This is a genomic window from Duganella vulcania (assembly GCF_009857655.1).
In the GTDB taxonomy this organism is placed as follows: domain Bacteria; phylum Pseudomonadota; class Gammaproteobacteria; order Burkholderiales; family Burkholderiaceae_D; genus Rugamonas; species Rugamonas vulcania.
The window spans coordinates 1-24,022 of record NZ_WWCX01000013.1 but is presented as its reverse complement, the minus strand read 5'-3'; the positions used below and the strand labels follow the sequence as shown (position 1 = coordinate 24,022).

Genomic DNA, 24,022 nt, shown 5'->3' with positions numbered 1-24,022 from the left:
GCTAAGTGAGTGAATGTGCAGCCATCATCCATTGATTCCCCCATGGGATAAATAGCTTAAAATGAAATCACTGATCCACGGATGGAGCAATCGCAATGTCACTTTTATCGAGCATGGAATTGTTCGTGGCGGTCGCCAACGCCAAAGGGTTCCGGCGCGCCGCCGAGACGCTCGACATGCCCAACTCCACGCTGTCGCGCCGCATCTCGGAGCTGGAAAAGGAAATCGGCGTGCGCCTGTTCCACCGCTCGACCCGCAAGGTCGAGCTGACCGAGGCCGGGCAAGCCTATTTCCGCCGCTGCGAAAGCATCGTGGCGGAGGCGCGCCTCGCGCACGAATCGCTGCAGGAACTGGCGGAGCGCCCCACCGGCACGCTGCGGGTATCGATGCCGGTGGATCTGGCGATCACCTACCTTGCGCCGTCGCTGAAGGCGTTCAGCGCGCAGTATCCGCAAATCGATTTCGAAATGGACCTGACGTCGCGCCGCGTCGACCTCGTGACCGACGGCTTCGATTGTGCGATCCGCATAGGCACACCGCCGCCGACGCCATCAACGCTGATCGCCCGGCAGGTGGGCCTGCTGCCACGCTACCTGTTTGCGTCGCCGGAATATCTGCGCGGCGCGGCGCCGCTGAACCATCCCGACGACCTGGTCAACCATCAATGCATCATCCCGTTCCCGGTCGGAGGTAAGGCGCAATGGACGCTGTCCTCGCGCAAGAAGACGGTCACCATCGAGGTCGGCGGGCGCTATGCCACCAACAACGTCGGCATGTGCAGGAAACTGGCCTCGCTGGGCCTGGGTGTGGCGATTTCCGCCGGCCCCGAGGCGGCCGGGGCATTGGAGCGGGACCAGCTACAGCGGGTGCTGCCGGAATGGGACTTCGCGCCGGTACCGGTGTACGCGATCATCGAATCGCGCCTGATCCCGTCGCGGGTGCGGCTGTTCATCGATTTCGTGCAGGCCAGCCTGAGGGGATACTCCGCGCCGCTGTAGATAAAATACTAATGAATTATCCGGGCGAGAAAATCGCGCGCCCGTTCCGAGCGGGGCGCGGCGAAGAATTCATCCTTGGCGCTATCCTCCAGAATGCGGCCCTGGTCCATGAACACCACGCGGTTGGCCACCTTGCGGGCGAAGCCCATTTCATGGGTGACCACCATCATGGTCATGCCCTCCTGCGCCAGGCCGACCATCACGTCCAGCACCTCGTTGACCATTTCCGGATCCAGCGCGGAGGTGGGCTCGTCGAACAGCATGGCGATCGGGTCCATCGACAGCGCCCTGGCGATGGCCACGCGCTGCTGCTGGCCGCCGGAGAGCTGGCTGGGGAATTTGTCCTGCTGCGCCAGCAGTCCGACCCGGTCCAGGTAGCGCTGGCCGCGCTCGGTGGCCTCGTCGACGCTGCGGCCCAGCACCTTGACCTGCGCCAGGTTCAGGTTGTCGCGCACCGACAAATGGGGGAACAGCTCGAAATTCTGGAAAACCATGCCGATCCGCGCCCGCAGCGCCGGCAGATCGGTGTTTTTGTCGCCGACCGAGACGCGGTCGACGGTAATCCGGCCCTGCTGGAACGGCTCCAGCCCGTTGACCGTCTTGATCAGCGTCGATTTGCCGGAGCCGGAAGGCCCGCAAATCACCATCACATCGCCCTTCACCACACTGGTGGTGCACTCCGCCAGCACCTGAAACTGGCCATACCACTTACTGACGTTATCGATTTCAATCATATACACGCTGAATAAAAAAGCCGGTCCGCACCCGTGCGGGTACGGCTCTACATGCGCTTGACAGCGCCTCTGCCCACAAGGATACTGCGGAACTTGCCCATAGTTTCATCAGCCGGACCATAAAATACCGGTTGCAGCCAATGCAGAATACCCGCAGCGGCGGACACCCCGCCCTCTGCGCAGGCCCAGAGAGACACTACCACAGGAAGCTCATAACATGCATAAACAAAGCCGATTGACCACCTACATCCTCGTCGGACTGGCGCTGGGTATCTTCGCCGGTTACCTGGCCAATACCCAGCTGGCCAAGCCCACCGACTTCGCCGACTACATGTCGCTGATCACCACGCTGTTCCTTCGCCTGATCAAGATGATCATCGCGCCGCTGGTGTTCTCGACGCTGGTCTGCGGCATCGCCAAAATGGGCGACGCCTCCGAGGTGGGCCGCATCGGCATCAAGACGCTGGGCTGGTTCTTCATCGCTTCGGTGATGTCGCTGAGCCTGGGCCTGGTGCTGGTCAACCTGTTCCGCCCCGGCGACGCGCTGCTGGGCCACATGGCCGCCACCAGCGCCAAGTCCGACCTGGTCGTGTCCGGCCTGACGCTGAAGGAATTCGTCACCCACCTGGTGCCGTCCTCCATCGTCGAAGGCATGAGCAAGAACGAGATCCTGCAGATCGTGATCTTCTCGCTGTTCTTCGGTTCGGCCGCCGCGGCGGTCGGCGAGAAAGCCAACGTCATGGTCGCCGCGCTGGACGGCGTGGCCCACGTGATGCTCAAGGTGACCGGCTACGTGATGCAGTTCGCGCCGATCGCCGTGTTCGCGGCCGTGTCGGGCGTGATCGCCAAGAGCGGCCTGGGCGTGCTGTCGACCTACGGCGTGTTCATGGCCGAGTTCTACTTCGGCATCGCGCTGCTGTGGATCTTGCTGATCGCGATCGGCTTCGTCTTCCTGAAGACCCGCATCTTCGGCCTGCTCAAAGAGCTGCGCAGCCCTGTGCTGCTGGCTTTCTCGACCGCGTCGAGCGAGGCGGCCTATCCTAAAACGCTGGAAGGCCTGGAGCGCTTCGGTGTACGCAACCGCCTGGCCGCCTTCGTGCTGCCGATCGGCTACTCGTTCAACCTGGACGGCTCGATGATGTACTGCACCTTCGCCACCGTGTTCATCGCGCAGGCTTACGGCATCGAGATGTCGCTGGGCCAGCAGATGTCGATGATGATGGTGCTGATGCTGACCTCCAAGGGCATGGCCGGCGTGCCGCGCGCTTCGCTGGTGGTGATCGCCGCGACGCTGGGCCAGTTCAACATTCCTGAAGCGGGCATGCTGCTGTTGCTGGGCATCGACCACTTCCTGGACATGGCGCGCTCCGCGACCAACGTCATCGGCAACGGCGTGGCCACCGCGGTGGTCGCCAAGTGGGAGGGCGAACTGGCCGCTCCCGGCGACGTCGAGCTGGTCAAGGCCGCGTAAGCAATACAGGCAACTGCAAGAAAGCCACCTCGTTCAGCGAGGTGGCTTTTTTTTCGTCACAGCCAGGTGCGCTTGCCCTCGGGCTTGGCGCCCATATCCCGCAACCGGCGACGCAATCGCGCGTTGTCGACAAGGACAGAGACCAGCGTCAGCAACGTGATGACGTTGAAAGCCTCGCTACCGAAAAGTCTGAAGAACAATGCCGCGCCACCTGCGCAAATCAAACCGGCAATCAATAAAATCAAACCATCTTTCATCGGACTCTCCTCACCTGCACGACTCGGCGCTTTTTATAAATCTCGGGATGACGCATCATAACGGCCGGCAGCCAAGGGCGGTGCAGGTGATTCGTCTGAGCGTTAAGCAGAACGTCAGCCAGTGAAACTCCGCCTGCCAAACTGCGCCCCGTTGCAACAGCAATACTCCCGATTACGGCGCCGAGATAGTACGAGGCACTCATTGCACCGATAACCAGTAATTTTTCACCGCGAATTCCGGCACCTACCATCTCCGCCACTGTCACGTTCTTGCCGAACTTTTCGGCGAGACCGATCAACGTTGAAGCCGTTGCGGTTGCCAGCTGCACGTTTCCAAAAATACTCTCTGGCGCAGGCAATCCTAAGCCATCCATATTTTCTTTGAAGTATTTGTAAAAGTCAGACATATAGCCTCCTTGGGGAATTCCATAGGAGCGTAGTCCGAATATTCATGATGCGCCTTGTGCGGCCTCACAGCAAGCGGGCGTTGGCACCGTTGTGCGGAATCGTTATCTGGCTTGGTGAGTTTTGTAATTGCATGTCCGCGTCACTCTAGGCACCATGGCCGCGACAATATCCTGGATGCGGAGACATCATGAAATCAACACGGCGCACCGCGCTGAAAACACTGCTGTCGGGCGCCGCACTGGGGCCGCTGGCGGCCAACGCCAAGCCCACCTGGGGACGCGGCGTCGAAGGCCAGCGCAAGGCCGACCTGGGCAACGGCACCTACCTCAACCCCATCCTGTCCGGCGACCATCCCGATCCCACCATCCTCAAGGACGGCGACGATTACTACATGACGTTTTCGTCCTTCCTGTCCTACCCCGGCGCCGTCATCTGGCATTCGCGCGACCTGGTGAACTGGGAACCCATCGTCGCGGCGCTGACCAAACCAATCGGCAGCGTGTGGGCGATGGACCTCGTCAAGCACAACGGCCGCTACTTCATCTACATCCCCGCCGAAGGCAGCATCTACGTCATCTGGGCCGACAACATCCGTGGCCCCTGGAGCGATCCGGTCGACCTGCACATCGACGCCATCGATCCCGGCCACGCGGTCGGCGAGGACGGCAAGCGCTACCTGTTCGTCAACGGCGTGCGCCGCATCGGCCTGACCGACGACGGCCTGGCCACCGTCGGCACGCTGGGAAAAATCTACGAGCCGTGGCGCTATCCGTCCGACTGGGTGGTGGAGATGTTCGCGCCCGAGGGACCGAAGCTGTTGCGCCGCAATGGCTGGTACTACCTGGTGCTGGCGGTCGGCGGCACTTCCGGCCCGCCGACCAGCCATATGGTGATCGCCGCCCGTTCGCGCTCCATCCACGGTCCATGGGAAAACTGCCCGCACAATCCGCTGGTGCGCACCCGCAGCGACAGCGAGATGTGGTGGTCGCGCGGCCACGCCACATTGGTCGAAGGCCCTGCCGGCGATTGGTGGATGGTCTATCACGGCTACGAGAACGGCTACCGCACGCTGGGCCGCCAAGCCTTGCTGGAGCCGATCGAATGGACCAGCGACGGCTGGTTCAAGCCCAAGGGCGGCGACCTGTCATCACCGCTGCCGATGCCGAGGAAAGGCAGCGCGGTTCCGCACGGCCGCGCATGGTCCGACGATTTTACGCAGGACCGCTTCGGCATGCAGTGGAGCTTCTTCAATCCGGGACCGGACGAGATGCGGCGCGCGCGCCGCGAAGCGGGCAGCCTGACCATCGCGGGCAAGGGAACATCACCGGCCGACTGCTCGCCGCTCACCTGCACGGCCGGCGACCGCAGTTATGAAGCCACCGTCACGCTCGACATTTCAGGCGAAGGCCATGGCGGCCTGCTGCTGCACTACAACGAGCGCATGTTCGTCGGCATCGGCTTCAGCACCACCCACATGCGGACCTACCACTACGGCCAGGAGCAAAGCTGGATGCGCGAGAAGATGGCCGTGTCCACGGTGCGCATCCGCGTGCGCAACGACCGCAACATCGTCACCTTCTGGTACGCGCTCGGCGCCGGCGAATGGATCCAGCATCCGTGGCAGATGGAGGTATCGGGCATGCACCACAACGTGTTCGGCGGCTTCCTCAGCCTCAAGCCGGGCGTCTACAGCGCCGGCGAGGGCGCTGTGCGCATGTGCGATTTCCGCTACCGCGCGCTGGCCTAGGTTCCGGCCTAGTTCTGGCCCGCGTAGACCTTCACCAGGTCGTACAGGAAGGTGCGGCCTTCCATCAGCGACTGCACGCCGATGTATTCGTTCAGGCCGTGGATGTTGCCCAGGTCCGGCGTCAGGAAGATGCCGCTGATGCCGTAGGTCGGAATGCCGGCCGCATTCAGGAACTGGCCGTCGGTGGCGCCCGATTGCAGGATGGGCAGCACCGGCACGCCGGGCCACATCTTCGCGGTCAGCTTCTCGACCGGCTCCATGATGGCGCGCGTCAGTTCAGGCGGCGCTGAATTCTCGCCACGTATTTCCAGCGTCTCCACCTTCACCGCCGGATCGTTGATGGCCTTGGCCAGCGCCTCGCGCACCGTCTCCTGCGTCACGCCGGGGAAGATGCGGCAGTTGATGTTGGCGCGTGCGCGCTGCGGCAGCGCATTGGTGGCGTGGCCCGCGTCGAGCATGGTCGCCACGCAGGTGGTGTGCAGCATCGCACCCCAGCTGCTGTTGCGCTCCGAGAGCAGCGCCACCGCCTTGGCGTCGTTGGGATTCTTCACCACGGCCAGCATTGCCGCCGCCACGTCCTTGTGGCCCTCGTTCGACTGGATCTTCGACATGCCCTTCAGGTAGCCGCGGCTGCCGTCGGCCAGCTGAATCGGGAAGGTGTAGCCTTCGATCTTCTTCAGCGCGCCGGCCAGGTGGTAGATCGCATTGTCCTTCTGCGGCCGCGAACTGTGGCCGCCGCGATTGGTCACCTCCAGCCGGTAGTTCTGCGACACCTTTTCGCCCGCCTGCACCGTCATCGACACGCGCTTGCCCGCCGCATCGAGCTCGCCACCCGCGCCTTCGTTGATGGCGAAGCCGGCGTCGATCAACTCGCGGCGGTTCTTGGTCAGCCACTCGGCGCCGTTGAAGGCGCCGCCGGTCTCCTCGCCGCAGGTCAGCGCCATCTTCAGAGTGTGGCGCGGCACGTAGCCTTCGGTCTTGAAGCGCACCAGCGTGTCGGCCCAGATGGCCGCCTGCGCCTTGTCGTCCAGCGCGCCGCGCGCGTAGAACTTGCCGTCCTCCTCGATCAGCGTGAACGGGTCGCGCACCCAGTCCTCGCGCTTGGCCTCGACCACGTCGATGTGCGCCAGCAGCAGGATGGCCTTCGCCTTCGGATCGCTGCCCGGCATGACGGCCACCAGACCGCCCTCCTTCGGATGCGCCGGATCGGCGTACAGGTGCAGCTGCGAATCGGTGAAGCCCGCCGTCTTCAATCGCGCCGCGACACGTTCGGCGGCCAACGTGCAGCTGCCCGCCGATAGCGTGGTGTTGGTTTCGACCAGCTCCTTGTAGAGGGCGCGGAACTTCTGCTCCGTGGGATCGGCGTGCGCGCTCTGCACGCAAGCCATCATGACAGACACCGCACCCAGCACAAAACGAGACTTCATCGTCGATTCCTTAGTTAGAGACTGCGTCCACGGCGTCGTCGGGCGACGACACCAGTTCTTCATCGGCCTTGGCCTGCTGCCGTTGCCACATCTGAGCGTACAAACCATCCGCCGCCAGCAGCGACTGGTGCGTGCCGCGTTCGACGATGCGGCCGTGGTCCAGCACCAGGATCTGCTGCGCGTCCGCCACCGTGGACAGGCGGTGCGCGATCACCATCGTCGTGCGGCTCTTGGCGATTTCCTTCAACTGCGCCTGGATCGCCTGCTCGGCCTTGGAGTCCAGCGCGGAGGTGGCTTCGTCGAAGATCAGGATGGCGGGATTCTTCAGCAGCGTGCGGGCGATCGCCACGCGCTGCTTCTCGCCGCCGGAGAGTTTCAGGCCACGCTCGCCGACCATGGTCGCGTAGCCGTCCGGCAGGCTGTCGATGAAATCGTGGATCGATGCAGCGCGCGCCGCCGCCACGATCTGCTCCTTCGTCGCGCCGGGCTGGCCGTAGGCGATGTTGTATTCGATGGTGTCGTTGAACAGCACCGTATCCTGCGGCACGATACCGATCGCGTGGCGCAGCGTGTCCTGCGTGACCGAGCGCAGGTCCTGGCCGTCGATGGTGATGCCGCCGGCGTTGACCTCGTAGAAGCGGAACAGCAATCGCGACAAGGTCGACTTGCCAGAACCGCTGTGGCCCACCACCGCCGTCGTGGTGCCCGGCGCGATGGTGAAGTCCACGTCGAACAGGATCTGGCGCTTGGATTCGTAGCTGAAGTCCACGTGGTTGAAGCGCACCTGCGCGCCGTGCGTCAGCAGCGGCTGCGCGTCCGGCGCGTCGGCCACTTCGCGGTTCTGGTCCAGCAGCGCGAACAGCTTCTCCATGTCGGCCAGGCTTTGCTTGATCTCGCGGTAGATCACGCCGAGGAAGTTGAGCGGTATGTACAGCTGGATCATGAAGGCGTTCACCAGCACCAGGTCGCCCAACGTCATCTTGCCGTCGATGACGCCCTGCGTGGCGCGCCACAGGATCAGCGTGACGGCGGTGGCGATGATCAGCGACTGCCCGGTGTTCAGCAGCGACAGCGATGTCTGCGACTTGACGGCGGCCGATTCATAGCGCTGCAAGCCCTCGTCGTAGCGCTTCGCCTCGTAGTCTTCGTTGCCGAAGTATTTGACGGTCTCGTAGTTGATCAGCGAGTCGATGGCCTTGGTGTTGGCTTTCGAATCCAGCTCGTTCATGGTGCGGCGGAAGTGCGTGCGCCAGTCGGTGATGAAGATGGTGAACGAGATGTAGGTCACCAGCGCGACGAAGGTGATCACCGAGAACCAGATGTCGTAGTGCGTGACGAGGTAGCCCAGCACCAGCGTGATCTCCACCAGCGTCGGCAGAATGTTGAACAGCGTGTAGCTGATCAACGAACCGACGGCGCGCGTGCCGCGTTCGATATCGCGCGTCATGCCGCCGGTCTGGCGGTTCAGGTGGAAGCGCAGCGACAGCGAGTGCAGGTGGCGGAACACCTGCAGCGCGATGGTGCGCACCGCGCGCTGCGTGACGCGCGCGAACAGGAACTCGCGCAACTCGGTGAAGAAGGTGGTGGACACGCGCAGCACGCCATACGCCACCAGCGCGCCGAGCGGCAGCACCAGCAGCGCCTGCGGGTGCGTCGGCGAAATGGTCAGGCTGTCGATCAGGCGCTTCATCACCACCGGCACGCCGACGTTGGCCAGCTTGGCGCCGACCAGGCAGCCCAGCGCCAGCAGCACGCGCCATTTGTAGACCCACAGGTACGGGAAGAGCGTTTTCAGCGTCGCCGTGTCGCTGCGCGGGGTGGCGCTGCCGGCGTTGTTGACGGGTTCGGGCGGGGAGTTCGGGTAACGGCGCATGGCGGATGTCGGCTTTTTATGGTTCAATCCCGGTAATTGTAGCCCTTCAAGAGAATTCACGATGACCTCCCCCGAAAATCCCACCACCATCAAAGTCGAAACCGTCAACCGCGGCCTGCCAGCGGGGAAAATGCCGGAATTGCGCATGATGCCGGCGCCGTCGGATGCCAACGTCTACGGCGACGTGTTCGGCGGCTGGATCATGGCGCAGGTCGACATCGCCGGCTCGCTGCCGGCCACCCGCCGCGCCAACGGCCGCGTCGCGACCATCTCGGTGAACTCCTTCGTGTTCAAGAACCCGGTGTTCGTCGGTGACCTGCTGTCGTTTTATGCTGATATTGTCAAGGTTGGCAATACGTCCATTACCGTCAACGTCGAGGTGTACGCGGAGCGCAACCGCCTGCAGGCGTGCACCGTCAAGGTCACCGAGGCCACGCTGACCTACGTCGCCACCGACTCCGACCGCAAACCGCGCAAGGTGCCGCCGATCGAAACGCTGATCCACTCCTGATCCGGCGCGGCATGCACCAGCCTCGCCGCGCATTCCTGCTCACCGCCAGCCGCCTGGCCGCGCTGGCCGCCGGCTGCGGCGCGGGTTCCGCTGCCGGCCAGACCGTGCCATCCAGCGCCAGCAAGTCCTATCCGTTCAGCCTCGGCGTGGCCTCCGGCTCGCCGTTGCCGGACGCCGTCATCATTTGGACCCGCATCCTGCACGATCCGCTCAACGCGGCGGCCACGCCGCAGCTGGCCTTCAGCGTGCGCTGGGAGATGGCCGAGGATGAGCGCTTCAGCCGCATCGTCGCCAAGGGCATGGCCAGCGCCGTACCGGAGCTGGCGCACAGTGTGCACGTCGATGTCACCGGCCTGGCGCCGGCGCGCTGGTACTGGTACCGCTTCATGCTGGGCGACGCCGTCAGCCCGGTCGGCCGCACCCGCACCGCGCCCGCCGCCGGCGCCATGCCGGACCAGTTGAAGCTGGCCGTGGCCTCATGCCAGCACTGGGAGTTCGGCAGCTACGCCGCGCACCGCCACATCGCGGCCGCAGCGCCCGACCTGGTGGCCTTCCTGGGCGACTACATCTACGAGTGGGGCCCGTACCAGCTGGCGCATCCGCAAACGGCGCTACGGACCGCTGAGAGCTTCTCGCTGGCCGAGTACCGCGCCCGCTACGCCCAGTACAAGACCGACCGCGACCTGCAGGCCGCGCATCTCGCCGCGCCGTGGGTCGTGACCTGGGACGATCACGAAGTCGCCAACGATTACGGCAGCGACCGCGACGAGCGGCTGGACCCGCGCTTCCCCGAGCGCCGGGCCGCCGCCTACCAGGCCTTCTACGAACACATGCCGCTGCGCGTGCCACCGGCCGACTTCGCGCACCTGCGCATGTACCAGCGCTACGACTGGGGCCGCTTGGCGCGCTTCCATGTGCTGGACGACCGGCAGTACCGCTCACATCATGCCTGCACGCCCGCCGGACGCGGCGGCTCCAGCTCCGTGCTCAAGCGCGAGTGCGCCGAGCTGGGCGATCCGAGCCGCACCATGCTGGGCACCGAGCAGCAGCGTTGGCTGGAGCAAGGGCTGGCGTCATCGCCGGCGCGCTGGAACATCCTGGCGCAGCAAACGCTGATGGCGCAGAACAGCCAGGTGCCGGTGATCAAGGAATCCGACGGCCGCTTCTGGACCGACGGCTGGGACGGCTACCCGGCCGCACGCCAGCGCCTGTTCGACGCGCTGCATGCCAGCAAGGCCAGCAACCCGCTGATCCTGGGCGGCGACGTCCACAGCTTCTTCGCCGCCGAGCTCAACCGAATCCCCACGCGGCCGCGATCGGCGGGCAATCCCGTCATCGCCACCGAGTTCGTCGGCACCTCGGTCACTTCGCCGTCGCGCCCGCAGGCGCGCACCGAGCAATATGTCGCCATGAACCACAGCCTCAAGTACGGGCGCAGCGACAAGCGCGGCTTCATGCTGCTCAACATCACGCCATCCGACACCACCACCTTGTTCCTGGCGCTGGACGATGTCCGCAACGCAGCCAGCCCCATCAAGACCATCGCCAGCTTCCTGGTGCGCGACGGCAGGCCGGGACTGGTTAGCGCTTGATTCGGGGCCGGCACGGCCTATACTGGCTAGACCATCACCGCATGGAGGCGCTACATGTTGAAAGTCACGGAGAGTGAAATCGCGCAAGAGCTGGATAGCTATTTGCACCAGGCTCTGACGCAGACGATAGTTGTGGAACACGCCGAGCGCGACCCGGTGGTCGTGCTGTCACTGGCCGAGTTCAAGAGGCTGCAAGACGTCGACGACCAGCACTGGGCAGATTGTGCCCGCAAGGCCAACGTCGAAGGATATGTCGATCACGATCATGAAGTGCGGCAGCGGCTGGCCGCCGCCATGAAGGACAAACGGCTCGCCTGCATCAGGAAGGGGCTGCATTTCGAACGCCACTAGCTAAAAAAATCGCCTGTCTCAGCAGGCGATTTTTTTTGTTACGCTGCGACTTTTTCGTCGCGCAGCTGACGGCGCAGAATCTTGCCGACGTTGGTCTTCGGCAGCTCATCACGGAACTCGATGTACTTCGGCTTTTTGTAGGCGGTCAGCTCGTGCTTGCAGAAGTCCAGCAGCTGCTCGGCGGTCAGGTTCGGATCCTTGCGCACCACGAACAGTTTAACGGCCTCGCCGGAGTTCTTGTCCGGCACGCCGATGCACGCCACTTCCAGCACGCCCGGATGCGAGGCCACCACGCCTTCCACTTCGTTCGGATACACGTTGAAGCCGGACACGATGATCATGTCCTTCTTGCGGTCGACGATGCGCGTGAAGCCCTGCTCGTTCATGATGCCGACGTCGCCGGTCTTGAAGAAGCCGTCGGGCGTCATCGACTTGGCGGTCTCGTCCGGACGGTTCCAGTAGCCGGCCATCACCTGCGGGCCGCGGATGGCGATCTCGCCGGTGGCGCCCAGCGGCAGCACGTTGCCGTCGTCGTCCAGGATGCACACTTCGGTCGATGGAATCGGCAGGCCGATGGTGCCGGTGAATTCCTTGATGTCCACGCGGTTGGCGGTGGCCACCGGCGAGGTTTCCGACATGCCGTAGCCTTCGATGATCGGCGTGCCGGTCAGCTTGAGCCAGCGGTCGGCCACGGCTTGTTGCACGGCCATGCCGCCGCCGTTGCAGACCGAGTAGGAGGAGAAGTCCAGCTTGGCGAACTCGGCGTTGTTGAGCAGCGCGTTGTACAGCGTGTTCACTGCGGGGAACACGGCCACGCGGTACTTGGCCAGCTCCTTGACGAAGCCGGGAATGTCGCGCGGATTCGGCACCAGCAGGTTCAGGCCGCCCATGCGCATGCCCATGAAGGCGCTGATGGTCAGCGAGTAGATGTGGTACAGCGGCAGCGCGCACACGAACACCAGCTGCTCGGCCTGCGGCTTGAATTGCAGCCAGGCTTCGTTCTGCAGCACGTTGGCGATGATGTTACGGTGCAGCAGCACGGCGCCCTTGGAAACGCCGGTGGTGCCGCCCGTGTATTGCAGGAAGGCGATGTCGTCATGGCCCTGCTTGACCGGATCCAGCGCCAGGCGCGCACCTTCGGCCAGCACCTGCTTGAACGAGACCGAGTTCGGCAGCGAGTACGATGGCACCATCTTCTTGACGTTGCGGACCACGAAGTTGACCAGCATGCCCTTCAGCGTGCCCAGCATGTCGCCCATGGTGGCGACGATCACGTGCTTGACCTGGGTGTGCGCCAGCACCTGCTCCACCGTGGTGGCGAAGTTCTCCAGCACGATGATCGCTTCCGAACCGGAGTCCGTCAGCTGGTGCTGCAACTCGCGCGGCGTGTACAGCGGATTGACGTTGACCACCGTGTAGCCGGCGCGCAGGATGGCCGCCATCGCCACCGGATACTGCAGCACGTTCGGCAGCATGATCGCCACGCGCGCGCCCGGCTTCAGGCCCTTGCTTTGCAGCCAGGCGCCCATCTGCAGCGACAGCTTGTCCAGCTCGCCGTAGGTGAGGAACTTGTCCATGCAGACGTAGGCGTTGCGGTCGGCGTACTTGCGGAACGATTCCTCCAGCAGGTGCGTGACCGAGCGGTACTGCGTGCTGTCGATCTCGGCGGGTACGCCTTCGGGGTAGGACTTGAGCCAAATCTTTTCCATGTCTTATGCAGCTTTCTTGTTCTGGCCGGGAGGTTCGTCGCGCAGCATGCGCCGCAGGATTTTCCCGACGTTGGTTTTGGGCAGCTCCTCGCGGAACTCGATATATTTTGGCTTTTTATAGCCGGTAAATTGTTCTTTGCAATAGGCCATCAACTGCTCGACCGTGAGGTTCGGATCCCGGCGCACCACGAAGATCTTGACCGCCTCGCCCGAGTGCTCGTCCGGCACGCCGATGCAGGCGCATTCCAGCACGCCCGGATGCGCGGCGATCACGCCCTCCAGCTCGTTCGGGTAGACGTTGAAGCCGGACACCAGGATCATGTCCTTCTTGCGGTCGACGATCTTCACGAAGCCGTTCTCGTCCATCACGCCGACGTCGCCGGATTTGAAATAGCCGTCGGCCGTCATGACCTTGGCGGTTTCGTCCGGGCGGTTCCAGTAGCCCGCCATCACCTGCGGGCCGCGGATAGCGATCTCGCCCGGCTGGCCCAGCGCCACTTCGTTGCCGTCGTCGTCGAGGATAGCGATTTCGGTCGACGGCACCGGCAAACCGATGGTGCCGGTGAAGGCCATGCTGTCGGCGCGGTTGCAGGTAGCCACCGGCGACGTTTCAGACAGGCCATAGCCTTCGATGATGGACACGCCCGTCACCTTCAGCCAGTTATCGTTGACGGCCTGCTGCACCGCCATGCCGCCGCCGTTGCAGATCTTCAGGCCCGAGAAATCCAGGTTGCCGAACGACGGATGGTTCAGCAGCGCGTTGTACAGCGTGTTCACCGCCGGCAGCATGTTGAACTTGTACTTGCTCAGCTCCTTGATGAAGCCGCCGATGTCGCGCGGATTCGGGATCAGGATGTTCAGCGCGCCCACCCGCGTGCCCCACATCGCGCAGCAGGTCAGCGCGAAGATGTGGTACAGCGGCAGCGCGCAAACAATGGTGATCTGTTCGGTCACATTGCCCAGCGCCGGCTTGGACCAGGCCTCGTTCTGCAGCAGGTTGGCCACCAGGTTGCGGTGCGTCAGCGTGGCGCCCTTGGAGACGCCGGTGGTGCCGCCCGTGTACTGCAGGAAGGCCGGATCGCCGGGCTCCAGCGACACCGGCGTGAGCTTCATGCGGCCGCCCTGCGACAGCGCATCCTTGAAGCGCACCGCGTTCGGCAGCGAGAACGGCGGCACCATCTTCTTGACGCTGCGGACCACGAAATTGACCAGCGCCCCCTTGAGGCCGCCGAGCATCTCGCCCATGCTGGCCACCACGATGTGCTTGACTTGCGTGCGGCCCAGCACCTGCTCCAGCGTGGTCGCGAAATTTTCCAGGATCAGGATGGCCTCGCAACCCGAGTCGTTGAGCTGGTGCTCCAGTTCGCGCGGCGTGTACAGCGGGTTGATGTTGACCACGGTGTAGCCGGCGCGCAGGATGGCGGCGATGGCGATCGGATACTGCAGCACGTTCGGCATCATCACGCCGACGCGCGCGCCCTTCTTCATGCCGCGGCTTTGCAGCCAGGCGCCCAGGCGCTTGGAGTAGGCGTCGACTTCGGCATAGGTGAGGAATTTATCCATGCAGACGTAGGCGTTGCGGTCTGCGAACTTGTGGAAGGACTCTTCCAGCAGCTGGACCAGCGAGCGGTACTGAGTCGTGTCTATCTCCGTCAGCATGCCGGGCGGGTACGACTTCAACCAGATTTTTTCCATCCTGTGCCTCGTGTCTCGAATTATCGTTGTAAGGTCCGGCGCACAGTGCCGGTTCAGGGTCGGTCATTCGTCTATGCGAACTTCGAGAGCCTACTTATCACGATGCTATCGGGCAGCAAGCTCGGACGCAAGCGCATTTAACCATATTTGAATGCGGCTTCTAACGGCTTTTTATGCTGCATTGCAGCATCAATGTGCGCCTTGCGGCGTGGCATCCGGCTGCTGGGTGGCCTCCGCGTTGAGCAATACCGGGCGGCCCAGTTGCTGCAACTGCTGCTGGCGTTGAACTAGATCAAGAGAAGCTAATTTTTGCACTGCACCATAAAAACGCACGAACGTTCGTTCCTGCTTCAGCAAAGAACGGAAAGCGGGCAGATAATCGTGGTAAGTTCCCACAGCGCTGAGGTGGGCGTTGGTCAGCGGCTCGGCAAACCAGCGGTCATAGCCGGCGTAGCCGCCCCAGCTGTCCTTCAACTTCTGGTAATCGGATTTCAGGTGGGCGAAGATGCGCGCCTTCTCCGCGCGCTTGTGGCGGGTGCTGGTTTTGCTGGCGTAGGTGTCGGCCAGCATTTTGCGGTGGCGTACCAACAGTTCCAGGAAATCCTGGCGGCGCGCGTTGTAGCGGGTGTAGGCCTCGCGCATCGGATCGGTGCCGTACAGCTCCAGCCAGCGCGCCACGCCGGCCTCCTCCACCGCCGTCGCGAAGCCTTCGTTGAACTGGGAGTCACCCTGCACGTACACCACCTGGTGCGCCAGCTCGTGAAACACCATGCGCGCCAGCTCGGCGTCGGAATAGTTGATGAAGGTCGACAGCAGCGGATCGCTGAACCAGCCCAGCGTGGAATAGGCCGGCACGCCGCCGACCTGCACATCGTTGCGCTCCTTGCGCAGCTCGTCGGCGTAGGCCATCGCGTCTTCCTTGCTGTAGTAGCCGCGATAGCTGACGCAGCCGGCGATCGGGAAGCACCACTGGATCGGCCGCAACGACAGCTCCGGCGTCGCCACCACATTCCACAGCACGAAGGGGCGCGTGAGCGCGGCGTAATTTTTGTAGCTGGCGTTGTCGGGCAGGCCCAGTTCCTTCACGGCGAAGCGGCGTATCAACAACGCTTTTTCGAGGCGGGCCTTGAGCTGGGGATCGGTGGTTGGATCGCCCAGCCAGTCTTCAATCGGACGGGCGTCCGACCACAGCGCATACTGGCCCTGGGCGGCCTGCATGTAGTACTTAAATTGCGCGCAACCAGCCAGCATAAGTGCTGCGCAGCCCGCCGCCACCCAGTATCTGGCGCGGACGATTCGGCGGGCTAAGTTGCGCATACATTACCTTCAAGCAGCGACTCTTTCGACTTGTACCAGTGTATCGTAAAAAGTTGGTGCGCGGCCCATATCGGTTAACTGTTGGCTGGTAACCTCATTGGCGTTTTTACCATCCCTGCCTAGTTTTTTCCACCACACTGACAAGCCTACAACAAGGCCCGCGCGCGCCTTGTCCGTGACCCGCGCCTTGGCGATGAAGGTGCCGCGGTCATTGAAGATGCGCACCATGTCGCCGTCGGCGATGCCGCGCGCGGCGCTGTCGTCCGGATGGATGTCCAGGTGCGGCTCGCCCTCCGCCGAACGCAGGCTTTTCACGTTGACGAAAGTGGAGTTGAGGAAGTTGCGCGCCGGCGGAGAAATCATCGCCAGCGGATAGCGCTTGGCCAGCTCCGGATTGCTGGCCACCGACTCATACGGCGGCAGGTAGGCGGGCAGCGGATCGAGTCCGTCGGCCGCCATCGTTGCGGAGTAGAACTCGCACTTGCCGGACGGCGTGGGGAAGCCGCCGTGCGCGAACGGCGCGTCGGGCATGTTGAGTTTCTGCCAGCCCTTGCGCTTCAGCGATTCCCAATCGAAGTTGACCGCGCGGACGTCCCGCGCGTCGAAGGCCATCGCCGCCAGCTGGTCGTCGCTGTCCTGGAAGCACGGGTCGTCAAAGCCCATGCGCGCGGCCAGCAAGCGGAAGATCTCGGTGTTGGCCTTGGCCTCGCCCATCGGCGCGATGGCGGCGTTGTTGGCCATCATGTACAGGTGGCCGTAGGCGGTGTGCGTGTCGATGTGCTCCAGCTGCGTGGTGGCCGGCAGCACGATGTCGGCATAGTCCACGGTGTCGGTCTGGAAGTGCTCCAGCACCACGGTGAACAAATCCTCGCGCGCGAAGCCGGCCATCACCTTGCCCGAATCGGGCGCGATCGCCAGCGGGTTGGCGTTGTAGACGATCACCGCCTCCACCGCCGGCCCGAACTCGGGCGAGCCCGCGCGCAGCAGGTCGTCGCCGATGGTGGTCATGTTGATGGTGCGCGGTTGCTTTGTCAGCAGGTCCGGCCGTTGCAGCGCCGCCTTGTTGGTCGGGAACGAGCCGCTGGACGACAGCTGGATGCCGCCGGCCGGATGGCGCCACGCGCCAACCAGCGCGGGCAGGCAGGCGATGCTGCGCACCGACATGCCGCCGCCGCGCACGCGCTGCACGCCGTAGTTGGCGCGGATCGCCACCGGCTCGCCGGCGCGCGCCATGCCGCCGTACAGCCGCGCCAGGTCGACCACCTCGGCCACGCTGATGCCGCAGGTTTCAGCGGTGCGTTCCGGCGTCCATTCGGCCGCGCGTTGCTTCAGTTCCTCAAAGCCCAGCGTGTGCTGCGCGATGTAGTCGTGGTCGAGCAGGTCTTCGGCGATCAGCACGTGCATCAGGCCCAGCGCCAGCGCGGCGTCGGTGCCGGGCAGCAGCGCGATGTGCTGGTGGCATTTCTCCGCCGTCAGCGAGCGGTAGGGATCGATGGCGATCAGCCTGGCGCCGTTGCGCTTGGCCTCTTGCGCGCGGGTCCAGAAGTGCAGGTTGGAGGCGATCGGATTGCCGCCCCAGATCACGATCAGTTTCGCGTTCTGGAACTGTTCAAGGTCAATGCCGATCGAGCCGCCGATGGTGTACTTGTAACCGGTGGCGCCGGCGGTCGCGCAGATGGTGCGGTCCAGCAGCGAGGCGCCGATGCGGTTGAAGAAACGCATCGACATCGACTCGCCCTGCACCAGCCCCATCGTGCCGCAATAGCTGTACGGCAGGATGGCTTCCGGCGCGCGCTCGGCCAGCGGCTTGAGCCGGGCGGCGATGGTGTCGAGCGCCTCGTCCCAGCTGATGCGCTCGAACTTGCCCTCGCCCTTCTTGCCGATGCGGCGCAGCGGATGCAGCAGACGGTCCGCGTGGTAGGTGCGCTCGGTGTAGCGCGCCACCTTGGTGCACAGCACGCCGGCCGTGGTTGGATGGTCGGGGTCACCCTTGACGGCGGTGGCCACGCCATCCTCGACCGTCACCAGCAGCGCGCAGGTGTCGGGGCAATCGTGCGGGCAGGCCGCGCGGACTTGTGTCGTTGTCATGTCTTGGATCAAAAATCGTGGACGGAAAGCAGTATGGTAAACGAAATGGAGACGATTCCGTCCGCTCTGGATTTGTTCGCCTGACAAGGGCTACAATGGCTGTTCTCGCCGCCCAAAAGGCTGGCGAACCCGATCTTGGAGAAGCAGATGAAACTAGTTGATCCCATCATTGCATTTCAATCTGAAATACAGCAAATCCGGCGTGACCTGCACGCCCATCCCGAGCTGTGCTACGAGGAGCAACGCACCTCGGACATCATCGCCGACAAGCTGAGCGAATGGGGCATCCCGGTGATCCGCGGGCTGGGCCTGACGGGTGTGGTCGGCATCATCAAGCACGGCAGTTCCAAGCGCGCCATCGGCCTGCGCGCCGACATGGACGCGTTGCCGATGCAGGAGGTCAATACCTTCGCCCACGCCTCGCGCCATCCCGGCAAGATGCACGCCTGTGGCCACGACGGCCACACCGCCATGCTGCTGGGCGCGGCCAAGCACCTGGCCGAGCACCGCAATTTCGACGGCACGGTTTACCTCGTTTTCCAGCCGGCCGAGGAAGGCGGCGCCGGCGCACGCCGCATGATCGAGGACGGCCTGTTCGAGCAATGCCCGATGGATGCGATCTACGGCATGCACAACTGGCCGGGCGCGCCGGCCGGCACGATGAGCGTGGTCGAAGGGCCGATGATGGCTTCCAGTAATGAGTTTTACGTCACCGTAAAGGGCAAGGGCGCGCACGCGGCCCAGCCGCACAAGGGCATCGATCCGGTGATGGTGGCGGTGCAGATCGCGCAGAGCTGGCAGACCATCATCAGCCGGCAGAAGAGTCCGCTGGACACGGCCGTGCTGTCGATCACGCAGATCCACGCGGGCAGCGCCACCAATGTGATTCCCGACGAGGCCGAGCTGGTCGGCACGGTGCGCACCTTCACCCAGCCGGTGCTGGACATGATCGAGCAGCGCATGGGCGAGATCGCCCAACACACGGCGGCCGCGTTTGGCGCCGAGGTGGAGTTCAAGTTCCGCCGCAATTATCCGCCGCTGGTGAACCATCCGGCCGAGACCAAGTTCGCGGTCGAGGTGATGAAGTCGGTGGTGGGCGCGGACAAGGTCGACGACAACGTCGAGCCCACCATGGGCGCGGAAGACTTCGCGTTCTTCCTGCAGGCCAAGCCGGGCTGCTACGTTTTCATCGGCAACGGCGAGGGCGAGCACCGCGACGGCGGGCACGGCCTCGGCCCGTGCGTGCTGCACAACGGCAGCTACGACTTCAACGACAACCTGCTGCCGATCGGCGCCAGCTTCTGGGTGCGGTTGGCGGAGATGAGTCTGCCGGCCGCTTAAGCCAGCTTGTCCGGGGCGGTGCCGACGCGCTGCCCCGGGTTCAGGGCTTCCAGTCCCAGCAGGGCCGCCGAATGATCGGCCTGCGGGACAGTCTCCACCAGCGCTTGATAACGTTCGGTCACCAATTGCGTCACCGGCAAGGTGATGCCGGCAGCTTCCGCCGCAGCCAGGATATTGCGCTGATCCTTCAGCTGCGTCTTTACCTGTCCGCCCGCGACAAAATTCCGGTCCAGCATGCGCTGGCCATGCACATCGAGGATTTTGCTTTCGGCGAAGCCGCCGCGTATCGCCGCCCGCATCGCGCCCGGATCGGCGCCGGCCGCCTGCGCCAGCAGCAAGGCCTCGGCCACGATGTTGATGGTGGCGCCGACAATCAACTGATTGCACAGCTTGGCCACCTGGCCGCTGCCGGCCGGGCCCACCAGCGTTGGCCGGCCCATCACGGCCAGCACCGGCTCCAGCTCGGCGAAATCATCCGCACTGCCGCCTGCCATGATGGCCAGCGTGCCGGCCGCCGCGCCGCCCACGCCGCCGGACACCGGCGCATCGACAAAGCGCCGGCCCTGCGCCGCCAGCAGCGCATGGAAGTCCTGCGCCTCGGATTGACGGGTCGAGCTCATGTCCACCCACAGCGCGCGCGGCGCCAGCGCCGGCAGCGCGGCGCGCATCACCTCGCCAACGATGGGGCCGGCCTCCAGCATCGAAATCACGATGCCGGCATCACGCACCGCCTCGGCCAGTTCGGGCACCGCGTGCGCGCCGGCATCGGCCAGCGCGGCGGCCTTGGCGAAGGTGCGGTTCCAGACCGTGACCTTGTGGCCGGCCGCCAGCAGGCGGCGCACCATCGGATCTCCCATCAAGCCAATACCAAGAAAGGCGATTCGCGTAGACAATTCCAACTCCTGAGATGATCAAAAAAGCAGCCACCCCGGAATATTTTCTGGAACCCCGGTACAATCTTGGCAGCCGTATAAATTGAGATACAGCACTAACTACGCAAGGATACTATGTTCACTAAAAAATTGATTGCCGCCGCCGTCGCCCTGGTCGCGATGCAAGGCGCCTACGCCGATGACAAACTGGTCGACTCCGTCGCCATCGACTACGGCAACGCCGCCAAGGTGCAGATGGTGCGTTTCAGCGCCGCCAAGGACTGGAGCGCACGCTGGTTCCAATCGAACGGCACGCACCTGAGCGGCTACTGGGAAGCCAGCGCCGGTTTCTGGAAAGAGAGCCAATACCAGAACATTTCGGGCAACACCGCGCACCTGTGGGACGTGGGCTTCACGCCAGTGTTCCGCTTCGAGAACGACAACAAGAAGGGCCTGTACTACGAAGGCGGCATCGGCGTGCACCGCCTGTCCAAGCTGTACGACAACGACACCTACCGCCTGTCGACCCACTTCCAGTTTGGCGACCACATCGGCATCGGCTACGTATTCGACAACAACTGGGAAATCGGCGGCAAGATCCAGCATTTCTCGAACGGCGGCTACAAAAAGCCCAATACCGGCGTGAACTTCCTCGAAGTCAAAGCGGCCTACCACTTCTAAAAATTTGGGGTCAAGTCTGACATTCGGACACGAGCCCTACCGTAGTACTACGCTACGGTAGGGCTCGTGTCCGAATGTCAGACTTGACCCCAATGTCTTATACGTTCGTTTCGGCGACGATCTTCCAGCTCTTGCCTTCCTTGGCCCAGTATTGCTTCTTGCGCACCGCGTGGCGGAACTTGCCCACCACGATCTGCTGGGTGAAATTGCTGACGATGACTTCTTCCTGGCTCGGCTGGCGGAAATAGCTCGGCTCGGTCACGGTCACGCTGATCTTCTTGGCACCCGGCAGGAAACGGTTCTTGTCCAGCCAGGTGTTCACATCCTCGTCGGCCGCCGACTTGAAGCGCGGCGAATATAACGCCCGCAGGCCGGCATCGTCGCGGTTCTCGACATCGCGGCGCCACGATTCCACCAGCGAGCTGGCGACACGCAGGTCGCGCTCCATCTGCTCCTTGCTGACGAACTCGACCTGGTCGCCGATCAGGATCGGTGTCTTGCCGATTTCCACCGTGCGGGTCAGCGTGTTGAGGTCGTCGTTGCTCACCACCACGCAGCCATCGGTCGACAGTGGCGGACGGCTGAAGGTCTCAGGCGGCGTGCCGTGCACCCAGATGCCGGAACCGCTGCGGCCCTGCGCCTTGTCCCAGTCGTTCGGATAGTCGAGCGGCAGTGCTCCCTTGCCGTACATGTCGGGCAGCTTGATGCCGGGCAGGCGGCCGATGATGTAGTACACGCCCACCGGCGTGCGCATGTCGCCTTCCTTGAGCTTGTTGATACCCAGCTTGCCCTGGCTGACGTAGAAGTCGGATAGCAGGCGGATCTGGTCGTTGCGGTTCTCGTACAGGTAGAGCCGCGAATGCTTGGCGTCGACGATCAGCGCGTGACGCTGGTCCTTGCGCATCTGCAGCAGCGCACGCGGCAATAACGCAGGCGACGGACGGCCGGGCTCGGCCTGCAGGCGCACGGCCGCCTCGCGGCGCAGGTCGGCCAGCTTGGAATCCTCGCCCGGCGGCACGGCGGCGCCCAGCGAGGTCACCGCGCGGGTATGCATCAGCAGGATGTCGCCGCGGACCAGGTGGCCGAGGCGGAAGTTCGGGTAGGCCTCCACCAGCGCATCGGCCTTTTGCTGGGCCACGCGCAGGTTGTGCTCGGCCAGCTCGCGGTAGATATCGGACAGCAGCTCTTCGGGATTGGCTTTACGGACGACCGGCGCCCGCGCAGGCTTTTTTGCGGCGTAGCTGGCCTCTCCTCCCAAGACACTGAGAAGTACCGCGCACAGCAACGCACTGGCACGCCAGTGTTGTGTCAATCTAAAGTGTGACATCAGCTACCCGAAGCTTCCTGCTTGATCTGCCATTTTCCACCATTTTTGACCAGTACAAGCGTCTTTCGGCTTCTGGCCGTCAGGCGATCCGATTCATAAGTCTGGTGGAAGGTCACTTTGGCGGTATTGCCGTTTACGACCACTTCCGGCGCACCCACGTCGACGCGGATGCGGCCTTTGCCTTCAATGCGGGCGCGGCGCTCATCGGCCCATGCCTTGCGCGACAAGCCTTTGGGCGGTTCGAACTCCTGGCTGTAATAGCCGAGGTAGGAATCGACGTTCTGCGCGGTCCAGGCCTTGGCCCAGCCGTGGACCTGTGCCAACACGGCGTCGCGGTCGGCCGTGTCCGGCTTCGCGGCTTTTTCCGGCTCGTGCTTGGCGGGCTTCGGCGGCTCCACCTTGGCGGGCTTGGCGGCTTCAGCCTGGGCGACCACTACCGGCGCGGCTTTGACGGGCGCAGGCGCTGGCGCAGGGACAGGGCTCGGCTTCGGTGGTTCGACTTTGGCCAGCACTGGCGCCGGGACTGGTGCGGCGGGCTTGGCCGGCGCGGCGGTTGGCGCGGGTGCGGGCGGTTTGGCCGGTGCCGGTACGGGCGCAGGCACGGTGGCGGCGGCCACTTTGACGACCGGCGCTGGCGGCGTGACGGACAAGGCCGGTATGCGCTGCAGCGTGGTCGATTTGCCGGCATCGGCAGGAATTTGCGAGATCAGCGGCGGAGCCGCATTGGCTGGCGCGCGCGGCGCGGTCGCCGCCTGGGCCACCTGCGGCGCCGGAGCAGGAACTGGCGCTGCGGTCTCGGGCGCGGCGAACTTGGCGCCCGTGCTGCTGGAGAAATTGCGCAACAGTGTCAACTTGGACTTGGCCGGCGGCGCATTGTTAGCTCCCAACGCCAGCGCCTTGTCATAAGCCTGGCTGGCCATCTTGCCATAGACATCGCCCAGGTTTTCATAGGCCGTCATATAGCTTGGATTGGTGCGCATCGCCTTTTCCAGCGCTACGCGCGCCTTGTCATACTGCCCGCTGGCGGCGTACAGCACAGCCAGGTTGTTGTATGGTTCCGGCAGATCTTTGTAATCCTCGGTCAACTTGGTGAAGACGGCGATGGCCTCGTCCGACTTGTTTTGCTCGGTCAGCAGCACGCCCTTCATGAAGCGCATCTGCGGATCGGACGGGTGTTTGCTCAGGTATTCGTTGGTCTTATTGAGTGCTTCGACAACCTTGCCAGCCTTGGCCAATTTGCTGACGTCGGCCATCTCGTCGGCGCTCGCTGGCGCAGTCGCGAAGATGGTTGCCACGATGCCGGCGGACGCCAGGGCACGGTACAGCATGGATTGGGCTGTCTTGTTTTTCATTGAGGTATAAGGCAAGCACGGAAGAGTACATGGTACACCTTTCGTTTCTTCAGATCAAAATCTAGCTTGTATCTTATATGCCTCTTTTTACGACAAAACACTGCCGGAGAAAGCAAAAAACCCCACCTGGATCACCGGGTGGGGTTCTTTATATAACTAGCCTGACGATAACCTACTTTCACACTGGTTGCAGCACTATCATCGGCGCAGAGTTGTTTCACGGTCCTGTTCGGGATGGGAAGGGGTGGGACCAACTTGCTATGGTCATCAG

Annotated in this window: 20 protein-coding genes and 1 rRNA gene; 8 read left to right on the top strand and 13 right to left on the bottom strand. The window is 63.7% G+C overall.

Translation table 11 applies throughout. The features are described 5' to 3' along the window. Positions 1-95: 95 nt before the first annotated feature. Positions 96-998, top strand: coding sequence for a LysR family transcriptional regulator (locus GTP90_RS10750; RefSeq protein WP_161083513.1), 903 nt, complete (start codon positions 96-98; stop codon positions 996-998). An 8-nt stretch (positions 999-1,006) separates the two neighbouring features. Here GTP90_RS10750 and GTP90_RS10745 read toward each other — a convergent pair whose 3' ends face one another. Beyond that, positions 1,007-1,732: an amino acid ABC transporter ATP-binding protein gene (locus GTP90_RS10745; protein ID WP_161083512.1), complete on the bottom strand. Its 726-nt coding sequence runs from the start codon at positions 1,730-1,732 to the stop codon at positions 1,007-1,009. Between the two features lie 217 nt (positions 1,733-1,949). Between GTP90_RS10745 and GTP90_RS10740 the strand changes: the two genes are divergently transcribed. After that, the gene (locus GTP90_RS10740) at positions 1,950-3,203 is read left to right on the top strand and encodes a dicarboxylate/amino acid:cation symporter (protein ID WP_161083511.1); all 1,254 of its coding nucleotides are present in this window, start codon (positions 1,950-1,952) and stop codon (positions 3,201-3,203) included. 56 nt (positions 3,204-3,259) lie between these two features. Here GTP90_RS10740 and GTP90_RS10735 read toward each other — a convergent pair whose 3' ends face one another. Together GTP90_RS10735 and GTP90_RS10730 are read right to left on the bottom strand one after the other, a co-directional pair. Beyond that, positions 3,260-3,460, bottom strand: a complete 201-nt coding sequence (locus tag GTP90_RS10735; protein ID WP_161083510.1) for a hypothetical protein — start codon at positions 3,458-3,460, stop codon at positions 3,260-3,262. Further along, complete coding sequence (locus tag GTP90_RS10730) at positions 3,457-3,867, bottom strand: hypothetical protein (protein ID WP_161083509.1); 411 nt, start codon at positions 3,865-3,867, stop codon at positions 3,457-3,459. Before GTP90_RS10730 ends, GTP90_RS10735 begins: the two co-directional genes overlap by 4 nt. A gap of 188 nt (positions 3,868-4,055) precedes the next feature. Here GTP90_RS10730 and GTP90_RS10725 point away from each other — a divergent pair, with 188 nt between their 5' ends. Continuing rightward, positions 4,056-5,615 (top strand): family 43 glycosylhydrolase, encoded by a 1,560-nt coding sequence (locus GTP90_RS10725; protein WP_161083508.1) that lies wholly within the window; start codon positions 4,056-4,058, stop codon positions 5,613-5,615. 8 nt (positions 5,616-5,623) lie between these two features. On the opposite strand, the gene GTP90_RS10720 is transcribed toward GTP90_RS10725, so the two are convergent. Together GTP90_RS10720 and GTP90_RS10715 are read right to left on the bottom strand one after the other, a co-directional pair. Continuing rightward, complete coding sequence (locus tag GTP90_RS10720; protein WP_161083507.1) at positions 5,624-7,042, bottom strand: M20/M25/M40 family metallo-hydrolase; 1,419 nt, start codon at positions 7,040-7,042, stop codon at positions 5,624-5,626. A gap of 10 nt (positions 7,043-7,052) precedes the next feature. Continuing rightward, positions 7,053-8,915 (bottom strand): ABCB family ABC transporter ATP-binding protein/permease, encoded by a 1,863-nt coding sequence (locus GTP90_RS10715; protein WP_161083506.1) that lies wholly within the window; start codon positions 8,913-8,915, stop codon positions 7,053-7,055. 61 nt (positions 8,916-8,976) lie between these two features. Here GTP90_RS10715 and GTP90_RS10710 point away from each other — a divergent pair, with 61 nt between their 5' ends. The 3 genes from GTP90_RS10710 to GTP90_RS10700 are packed head-to-tail and all read left to right on the top strand — an operon-like array spanning position 8,977 to position 11,369. Continuing rightward, on the top strand, positions 8,977-9,426 hold the full coding sequence (locus GTP90_RS10710; protein WP_161083505.1) for an acyl-CoA thioesterase: 450 nt from the start codon (positions 8,977-8,979) through the stop codon (positions 9,424-9,426). Between the two features lie 11 nt (positions 9,427-9,437). Continuing rightward, the gene (locus GTP90_RS10705; protein ID WP_161083504.1) at positions 9,438-11,018 is read left to right on the top strand and encodes an alkaline phosphatase D family protein; all 1,581 of its coding nucleotides are present in this window, start codon (positions 9,438-9,440) and stop codon (positions 11,016-11,018) included. Between the two features lie 54 nt (positions 11,019-11,072). Further along, on the top strand, positions 11,073-11,369 hold the full coding sequence (locus tag GTP90_RS10700) for a hypothetical protein (protein WP_161083503.1): 297 nt from the start codon (positions 11,073-11,075) through the stop codon (positions 11,367-11,369). A 38-nt stretch (positions 11,370-11,407) separates the two neighbouring features. On the opposite strand, the gene GTP90_RS10695 is transcribed toward GTP90_RS10700, so the two are convergent. The 4 genes from GTP90_RS10695 to GTP90_RS10680 form a co-directional block, all read right to left on the bottom strand. Further along, positions 11,408-13,078: a long-chain-fatty-acid--CoA ligase gene (locus GTP90_RS10695; protein WP_161083502.1), complete on the bottom strand. Its 1,671-nt coding sequence runs from the start codon at positions 13,076-13,078 to the stop codon at positions 11,408-11,410. Between the two features lie 3 nt (positions 13,079-13,081). Next, the gene (locus GTP90_RS10690) at positions 13,082-14,773 is read right to left on the bottom strand and encodes a long-chain-fatty-acid--CoA ligase (RefSeq protein WP_161083501.1); all 1,692 of its coding nucleotides are present in this window, start codon (positions 14,771-14,773) and stop codon (positions 13,082-13,084) included. 189 nt (positions 14,774-14,962) lie between these two features. Then, positions 14,963-16,090, bottom strand: coding sequence for an aminopeptidase (locus GTP90_RS10685; RefSeq protein WP_161083500.1), 1,128 nt, complete (start codon positions 16,088-16,090; stop codon positions 14,963-14,965). A 9-nt stretch (positions 16,091-16,099) separates the two neighbouring features. Beyond that, complete coding sequence (locus tag GTP90_RS10680) at positions 16,100-18,178, bottom strand: molybdopterin-containing oxidoreductase family protein (protein ID WP_161083499.1); 2,079 nt, start codon at positions 18,176-18,178, stop codon at positions 16,100-16,102. A 147-nt stretch (positions 18,179-18,325) separates the two neighbouring features. Here GTP90_RS10680 and GTP90_RS10675 point away from each other — a divergent pair, with 147 nt between their 5' ends. Continuing rightward, complete coding sequence (locus GTP90_RS10675; protein ID WP_161083498.1) at positions 18,326-19,519, top strand: M20 aminoacylase family protein; 1,194 nt, start codon at positions 18,326-18,328, stop codon at positions 19,517-19,519. Here GTP90_RS10675 and GTP90_RS10670 read toward each other — a convergent pair. Then, positions 19,516-20,412, bottom strand: coding sequence for an NAD(P)-dependent oxidoreductase (locus tag GTP90_RS10670; protein WP_256369099.1), 897 nt, complete (start codon positions 20,410-20,412; stop codon positions 19,516-19,518). The genes GTP90_RS10675 and GTP90_RS10670 overlap by 4 nt on opposite strands. Positions 20,413-20,526: 114 nt before the next feature. Between GTP90_RS10670 and GTP90_RS10665 the strand changes: the two genes are divergently transcribed. After that, complete coding sequence (locus tag GTP90_RS10665; RefSeq protein ID WP_161083496.1) at positions 20,527-21,072, top strand: acyloxyacyl hydrolase; 546 nt, start codon at positions 20,527-20,529, stop codon at positions 21,070-21,072. Between the two features lie 97 nt (positions 21,073-21,169). Here GTP90_RS10665 and GTP90_RS10660 read toward each other — a convergent pair whose 3' ends face one another. The 3 genes from GTP90_RS10660 to rrf form a co-directional block, all read right to left on the bottom strand. Further along, on the bottom strand, positions 21,170-22,399 hold the full coding sequence (locus GTP90_RS10660) for a L,D-transpeptidase family protein (protein ID WP_254451815.1): 1,230 nt from the start codon (positions 22,397-22,399) through the stop codon (positions 21,170-21,172). Further along, positions 22,399-23,727 carry a L,D-transpeptidase Cds6 family protein gene (locus GTP90_RS10655; protein WP_161083593.1) on the bottom strand — a complete coding sequence of 443 codons (1,329 nt, stop codon included), beginning with the start codon at positions 23,725-23,727 and terminating at the stop codon, positions 22,399-22,401. Before GTP90_RS10655 ends, GTP90_RS10660 begins: the two co-directional genes overlap by 1 nt. A gap of 183 nt (positions 23,728-23,910) precedes the next feature. Next, positions 23,911-24,022 (bottom strand): 5S ribosomal RNA (gene rrf, locus GTP90_RS10650).

Coding starts and splice junctions, on each gene's coding strand:
- GTP90_RS10680 (WP_161083499.1), bottom strand. CDS start 18,178: ATGACAACGACACAAGTCCGCGCGGCCTGCCCGCACGATTGCCCCGAC.
- GTP90_RS10735 (WP_161083510.1), bottom strand. CDS start 3,460: ATGAAAGATGGTTTGATTTTATTGATTGCCGGTTTGATTTGCGCAGGT.
- GTP90_RS10665 (WP_161083496.1), top strand. CDS start 20,527: ATGTTCACTAAAAAATTGATTGCCGCCGCCGTCGCCCTGGTCGCGATG.
- GTP90_RS10740 (WP_161083511.1), top strand. CDS start 1,950: ATGCATAAACAAAGCCGATTGACCACCTACATCCTCGTCGGACTGGCG.
- GTP90_RS10685 (WP_161083500.1), bottom strand. CDS start 16,090: ATGCGCAACTTAGCCCGCCGAATCGTCCGCGCCAGATACTGGGTGGCG.
- GTP90_RS10695 (WP_161083502.1), bottom strand. CDS start 13,078: ATGGAAAAGATTTGGCTCAAGTCCTACCCCGAAGGCGTACCCGCCGAG.
- GTP90_RS10725 (WP_161083508.1), top strand. CDS start 4,056: ATGAAATCAACACGGCGCACCGCGCTGAAAACACTGCTGTCGGGCGCC.
- GTP90_RS10675 (WP_161083498.1), top strand. CDS start 18,326: ATGAAACTAGTTGATCCCATCATTGCATTTCAATCTGAAATACAGCAA.
- GTP90_RS10655 (WP_161083593.1), bottom strand. CDS start 23,727: ATGCTGTACCGTGCCCTGGCGTCCGCCGGCATCGTGGCAACCATCTTC.
- GTP90_RS10710 (WP_161083505.1), top strand. CDS start 8,977: ATGACCTCCCCCGAAAATCCCACCACCATCAAAGTCGAAACCGTCAAC.
- GTP90_RS10690 (WP_161083501.1), bottom strand. CDS start 14,773: ATGGAAAAAATCTGGTTGAAGTCGTACCCGCCCGGCATGCTGACGGAG.
- GTP90_RS10730 (WP_161083509.1), bottom strand. CDS start 3,867: ATGTCTGACTTTTACAAATACTTCAAAGAAAATATGGATGGCTTAGGA.
- GTP90_RS10750 (WP_161083513.1), top strand. CDS start 96: ATGTCACTTTTATCGAGCATGGAATTGTTCGTGGCGGTCGCCAACGCC.
- GTP90_RS10745 (WP_161083512.1), bottom strand. CDS start 1,732: ATGATTGAAATCGATAACGTCAGTAAGTGGTATGGCCAGTTTCAGGTG.
- GTP90_RS10660 (WP_254451815.1), bottom strand. CDS start 22,399: ATGTCACACTTTAGATTGACACAACACTGGCGTGCCAGTGCGTTGCTG.
- GTP90_RS10705 (WP_161083504.1), top strand. CDS start 9,438: ATGCACCAGCCTCGCCGCGCATTCCTGCTCACCGCCAGCCGCCTGGCC.
- GTP90_RS10715 (WP_161083506.1), bottom strand. CDS start 8,915: ATGCGCCGTTACCCGAACTCCCCGCCCGAACCCGTCAACAACGCCGGC.
- GTP90_RS10700 (WP_161083503.1), top strand. CDS start 11,073: ATGTTGAAAGTCACGGAGAGTGAAATCGCGCAAGAGCTGGATAGCTAT.
- GTP90_RS10720 (WP_161083507.1), bottom strand. CDS start 7,042: ATGAAGTCTCGTTTTGTGCTGGGTGCGGTGTCTGTCATGATGGCTTGC.